We start from the raw sequence: 5,606 nt of genomic DNA, 5'->3' as shown, positions 1-5,606 counted from the left end.
GAGGGTGACGAGCAAGTTGAGCTACCTGCCATGCACCTAAGTCACTAAAGATTTTCTGTTTAAGCTCTAAGCTTTTTTTCTCTAGTTGTTCAATTTCTTTGTCTAGATCTACCGCTGTGTCACCACCGTGACGCGAAACGTCACGTAGCGCTTCGATTTTTGCTTCAAGTTCAGCGATAGGCTTTTCAAATTCTAGAAAGTTCAGGCTCATCTATGAATCCTTGTTGATTCAGCTCCGCAGTTACGGAGCTAAATTTTAGTTAAATTCGAGTTCTACTTGGCTATTTCCAAGCAGCTGTTTTAATTCGTCTAGTAATGTATCACTTGGCGTCACACGCCATTCTGTGCCCAATGTTAACCGCGCTCTAGCGTCGGCACGTTGGTAGTATACATTGACTGGGACCGTTCCGGCTCTATAAGGTTCTAAGATTTGACCAAAGCGTTCAAAAAATTGACCGTTAATTTGGGATTGCTCGATAGATATCGACACCCCACGAGCATATTTCTCACGGGCGCTTCCTAAGTCCATGACCTCGCGCGCGGACATTTTAAGCCCACCATTGAAATCATCAAAGCTGACCTGTCCAGAAACAACCACAATTTTGTCTTTTTCGAGCAATTCTGCGTAGCGATCGAGCGCATCAGAGAACAACATCACTTCCATCCGACCCGATCGGTCATCAAGAGTCATCAAACCGATTCGAGTACCGCGCTTCGTGGTCATGACCCTAGCCGCAATGACCAAACCTGCAATCGTTAAGGATTGGTCACGACGAGTCGGCGTCGCATCTTTCAAACGACAGCTGGTGTATTTCGCAAGTTCTTTAATGTAAGCATTCACCGGGTGACCCGTTAAATACAAACCAAGCGTTTCGCGTTCACCTTCTAGCCAAACCTTTTCAGGCCATTTAGGCACTTGGGTATACTTGTGTTCAACCTCTTCCGGAGCGTCGGTCAACACACCAAACATATCAGATTGACCGAACGACTCAGCATGGTGATGTTGGCTTGCTGCCTTAACCGCATCTTTCAAAGATGCCATCATCGCCGCTCGGTGAGGACCTAATCTATCTAAGGCTCCGGATAGAATCAACTTTTCGATAACACGTTTGTTGACCTTCTTCAGATCAAGACGTGCACAGAAGTCGAATAAGTCTTTAAAGTAACCACCTTTGTTACGCGCTTCGATGATGGCTTCAATTGGGCCTTCACCCACCCCTTTAATCGCACCGATGCCATAAACAATTGCGCCATCTTCATCCACATTAAAGCGGTATAGGCCCGAGTTGATGTCAGGTGGAAGGAGCTTGAGCTTCATACGGAAACACTCATCGACAAGGCCAATAACCTTCTCGGTGTTATCCATATCCGCGGTCATTACTGCCGCCATGAATTCCGCAGGGTAGTGTGTTTTCAACCACAGTGTTTGATAAGAAACCAGTGCGTATGCAGCCGAGTGAGATTTGTTAAAGCCGTAGCCCGCAAACTTCTCTACCAAGTCAAAGATCTTCATGGACAGTTCGCCATCAACACCATTGGCTTCAGCACCTTCTTTGAAGGTACCGCGCTGTTTTGCCATCTCTTCAGGCTTTTTCTTACCCATCGCACGACGCAGCATATCGGCTCCACCAAGCGTATAACCCGCAAGAATCTGAGCGATTTGCATTACCTGTTCTTGATACAGGATGATGCCGTACGTAGGTTCTAGTGTCTCTTTAAGCGATTCGTGTTGCCACGTTTCATCAGGGTAAGAGACCGCCTCTCGTCCGTGTTTACGGTCGATGAAGTTATCTACCATGCCTGATTGCAGAGGGCCAGGACGGAACAAGGCCACCAATGCGATGATATCTTCAAAACAGTCGGGTTGCAGACGCTTGATCAGATCTTTCATACCACGCGATTCCAGTTGGAATACCGCGGTGGTTTCAGAATTTTGTAATAGGTTAAATGACGCTTGATCATCCAGAGGAATCGACTCGATACGAACCGGATCTTTCCCCTCTTTCGCTAAGCGAGGGTTTACTAGGCCTAATGCCCAGTCAATGATCGTCAGTGTACGCAGCCCCAAGAAGTCAAACTTAACCAAGCCAGCAGTTTCTACGTCATTCTTATCGAATTGCGTTACTGGGAAGTTACCTTCCGCATCGGCATAGATAGGTGCAAAGTCAGTAATCGTGGTCGGTGAGATTACAACACCACCCGCGTGCTTACCTGCGTTTCGCGTACAACCTTCTAGAATTCGACATTTATCAATCAGCTCACGAACTTCTTCATCACCATCATAAAGTTCAGGCAATGCAGGCTCTGCGAGGAATGCTTTCTCTAGCGTCATGCCCGGATCAGGCGGAACCAGCTTAGAAATTCGGTCAACAAAACCAAATGGGTGGCCTAATACACGGCCAACGTCACGGATTACCGCTTTTGCCGCCATAGTACCGAAGGTGATGATCTGAGAAACGGCATCACGGCCGTACATTTCAGCCACGTGATCAATAACTTGGTCACGCTTATCCATACAGAAGTCGATATCGAAATCGGGCATGGATACACGTTCTGGGTTCAAGAAACGTTCGAACAGCAAGTCATATTCAAGTGGATCAAGATCCGTGATATCAAGCGCGTAAGCCACCAAAGAACCAGCACCAGAACCACGACCCGGGCCTACTGGTACATCGTTATCTTTTGACCACTGGATGAACTCCATTACGATCAAGAAGTAACCTGGGAAACCCATGTTATTAACTACTTCTAGCTCGATTTTAAGTCGCTCATCGTATTCAGGCCTGCGTTCAGCTCTGACTTTTTCGTCAGGAAATAGGAATGCTAAACGTCGTTCAAGACCTTCTTCTGATTTTTTGATCAAGAAGTCTTCAATCGCCAAACCTTCCGTCGGGAAGTTCGGCAAGAAGTATTCGCCCAATCGAACGGTGACATTACAACGCTTAGCGATCTCAACACTGTTCTCTAATGCTTCAGGGATATCTGAGAACAACTCACACATCTCTTCTTCGCTACGGAGGTACTGTTGTGGACTGTAGTTTTTCGGTCGACGTGGATCAACCATGGTAAAGCCGTCGTGAATCGCCACACGGATTTCATGAGCGTCAAACAAGTCTTCAGAAATGAATACCACTTCGTTGGTCGCAACAACTGGCAGGTCTTCTTGCTCAGCCAATTCCAGCGCAAAGTGCAGATAAGACTCTTCGTCCGTACGTCCAGTTCGAATGAGCTCCAGATAAAAACGGTCTGCGAAATGTGTTTTGTAAAACTCAACGCTGCTTGCAACCAACTCTCTATTGCCTTTCAGCAACGCTTTACCAATCTCACCTTCTTTTGCACCCGATAAAAGAATCAGGCCTTCCGCATGTTCAATCAGCCACTCTTTATCAATAACAGGCTGATGCTGCACATGGCCACGAAGGTAAGCTTTTGATATTAATAACGTTAGGTTATTGTAGCCTTTATTACTCGTTGCAATAACGGTGAGTTTTGTCAATTCATCGCCAAAATCAGGAGACTGCATCAAGAAGTCAGCACCAATAATTGGTTTAACCCCACACCCATGAGCAGTACCGTAGAATTTCACCAAACCGCACAGGTTGGTAAAGTCGGTCAATGCTAGAGCAGGCATACCCATTTCAGCGACTTTTTTAACTAATGGTGGCACCTTGGATAGGCCATCCACCATCGAAAAGTCACTGTGTACGCGTAGGTGAACAAATTTTGGATCTGACATTATTTTTCCTGAGTTCTAGGTTTGAGCCTAGGATTACAACTGTGTGTATTCTATTTTTTTCTAGCGTCACTAAGCAACTTTATTCGATGCTAAGCTCTAGTTTACGTAAAGCTCTAATCTATATAGAGCTTATTCAATTCGCTCTAATCTATGCCAAGAATACGTTTTACTGGCTTAAAGCTTTTGCGGTAATGCTCGGTTACGCCATGTTTTTCAATCGCTTCAAAATGCGCTTTTGTCGGGTAACCTTTATGTTTAGCAAAACCAAACTCTGGATGAAGCTTATCAAGTTCTTCCATCTCTTGGTCACGAACCACTTTAGCGATGATAGACGCTGCGCTGATTTCAGCCACCCGTAAATCCCCTTTCACAATAGCCAGACCGGCCATCGGTAGCTCAGGGACTCGGTTTCCATCTATTAGCGCTATATCAGGTTGAACACTCAGCCCGGCAATAGCACGCTGCATAGCTACCATAGTCGCTTGTAAGATATTCAACTCATCAATTTCTTGTGGGGAACAACGCCCCACAGACCATGCCAAGGCTTTCTCTTTAATTTCAGGAAGCAGAGCAAGGCGCTTTTTCTCAGACAGTTTTTTTGAATCGTTCAAGCCTTCGATTGGGTTATTCGGATCGAGGATAACCGCGGCGGTAACTACATCACCAACTAACGGCCCACGCCCCACTTCATCAACACCAGCGAATAACTGGTAGCCTTGAGGATACTCAAAAGGAGGAAATTCTTTTTTCTCTTTTACTGCCATGACAATTCTCTTTGTAACTTTTAAGCAAATGCTTTTGAAAGAAGCACTTTATGATTCAACAAACTCTCGACCGATCAATTTCAGAACTGCGTTAGCTGCCTGTTTGTCAGCATCTTTACGAATCCAGTGATGCATTTCAGTAAAGCGTTCAATAAGTGGCGCGTTGTCAGTTGAAAGCATCTTATCGACCGATGGGAAAAGGTAATCTGGGTGACACTCCTCAAGAATGTGTTCTTTTACGATTTCTTCACCCGCTAGGATATTCGGTAACGAGACAAATTCTGTGATCGACAATTTCTTAACGATATAGCCAGTGAGCTTGTTGACCTTGTAGCCAACGACCATCGGTCGTTTCAGCAACATACACTCAAGAGCAACAGTACCAGAAGCTAACAAAACAGAATCAGCAGCAGTAATCACATTGGTAGCCGTATCTTCTACCAAGGTAAATTCAAGTTCAGGTGCCGTCGATTGCCAGATCTCTGTAAACTGTTTCTTGCGCTGTTCATTAACCAATGCAACAACAAAATTGATATCAGGGTACTTTTGCTTAATGCGCTGACAAGTTTCGATAAATGGTTGAGCAATCAAACTCATTTCACCACCACGGCTACCTGGCAATACCGCTAACCACGGCTTATCTTGATCTAAACCTAAAAGATCGCGAGCCTCTTTCTTATTCGGCTCCAGTGGAATGGTATCAGCCAACGTGTGGCCAACGAATTCACAAGCAACGTTATATTTATCATAAAACACTTTTTCGAATGGTAAGAAAGCCAGTACCAAATCGGTTGCTTTGTCGATTTTAAAGATACGCTTTGGACGCCATGCCCAGACTGAAGGGCTGACATAATGAACAGTCTTAATGCCCGCGTTCTTAAGATCTAATTCAAGTCTTAGATTAAAGTCTGGCGCATCGATACCGACGAAGACATCTGGCGGGTTTTGAGTAAAGTACTTAACTAGCTCCGCTTTCACTTTTAGCAAGCGAGGTAAACGACCAAGCACTTCTACAAGCCCCATCACGGCAAGCTCTTCCATTTCGAAAAGAGACTCACAACCAAGCGCCTTCATTTTTGGTCCGCCAATACCCACGAATTCAGCAT

General features: G+C 45.3%; 3 protein-coding genes and 1 pseudogene. All 4 read right to left on the bottom strand.

Annotation, left to right across the window (positions count from 1 at the left end):
- A pseudogene (locus AB4653_RS05155) lies at positions 1-211 on the bottom strand (acetyl-CoA carboxylase carboxyl transferase subunit alpha); the annotation flags it as partial.
- Positions 212-256: 45 nt separating this feature from the next.
- Positions 257-3,736: a DNA polymerase III subunit alpha gene (gene dnaE, locus AB4653_RS05150; RefSeq protein ID WP_009847404.1), complete on the bottom strand. Its 3,480-nt coding sequence runs from the start codon at positions 3,734-3,736 to the stop codon at positions 257-259.
- A gap of 143 nt (positions 3,737-3,879) precedes the next feature.
- Positions 3,880-4,500 (bottom strand): ribonuclease HII, encoded by a 621-nt coding sequence (rnhB, locus tag AB4653_RS05145; protein ID WP_009847405.1) that lies wholly within the window; start codon positions 4,498-4,500, stop codon positions 3,880-3,882.
- Positions 4,501-4,548: 48 nt separating this feature from the next.
- Positions 4,549-5,606, bottom strand: a 1,058-nt coding sequence (gene lpxB, locus AB4653_RS05140) for a lipid-A-disaccharide synthase (RefSeq protein WP_372103488.1), incomplete at its 5' end; no start/stop codon positions are given.

Origin of the sequence: Vibrio sp. 10N.222.48.A3, assembly GCF_041475345.1 — a bacterium.
In the GTDB taxonomy this organism is placed as follows: Bacteria; Pseudomonadota; Gammaproteobacteria; order Enterobacterales; family Vibrionaceae; genus Vibrio; species Vibrio tasmaniensis_A.
This window is presented reverse-complemented; position numbering and strand designations above follow the sequence as displayed.

Excerpts from the sequence above, each read along its gene's own strand:
- dnaE (WP_009847404.1), bottom strand. The coding sequence starts at position 3,736 with ATGTCAGATCCAAAATTTGTTCACCTACGCGTACACAGTGACTTTTCG.
- rnhB (WP_009847405.1), bottom strand. The coding sequence starts at position 4,500 with ATGGCAGTAAAAGAGAAAAAAGAATTTCCTCCTTTTGAGTATCCTCAA.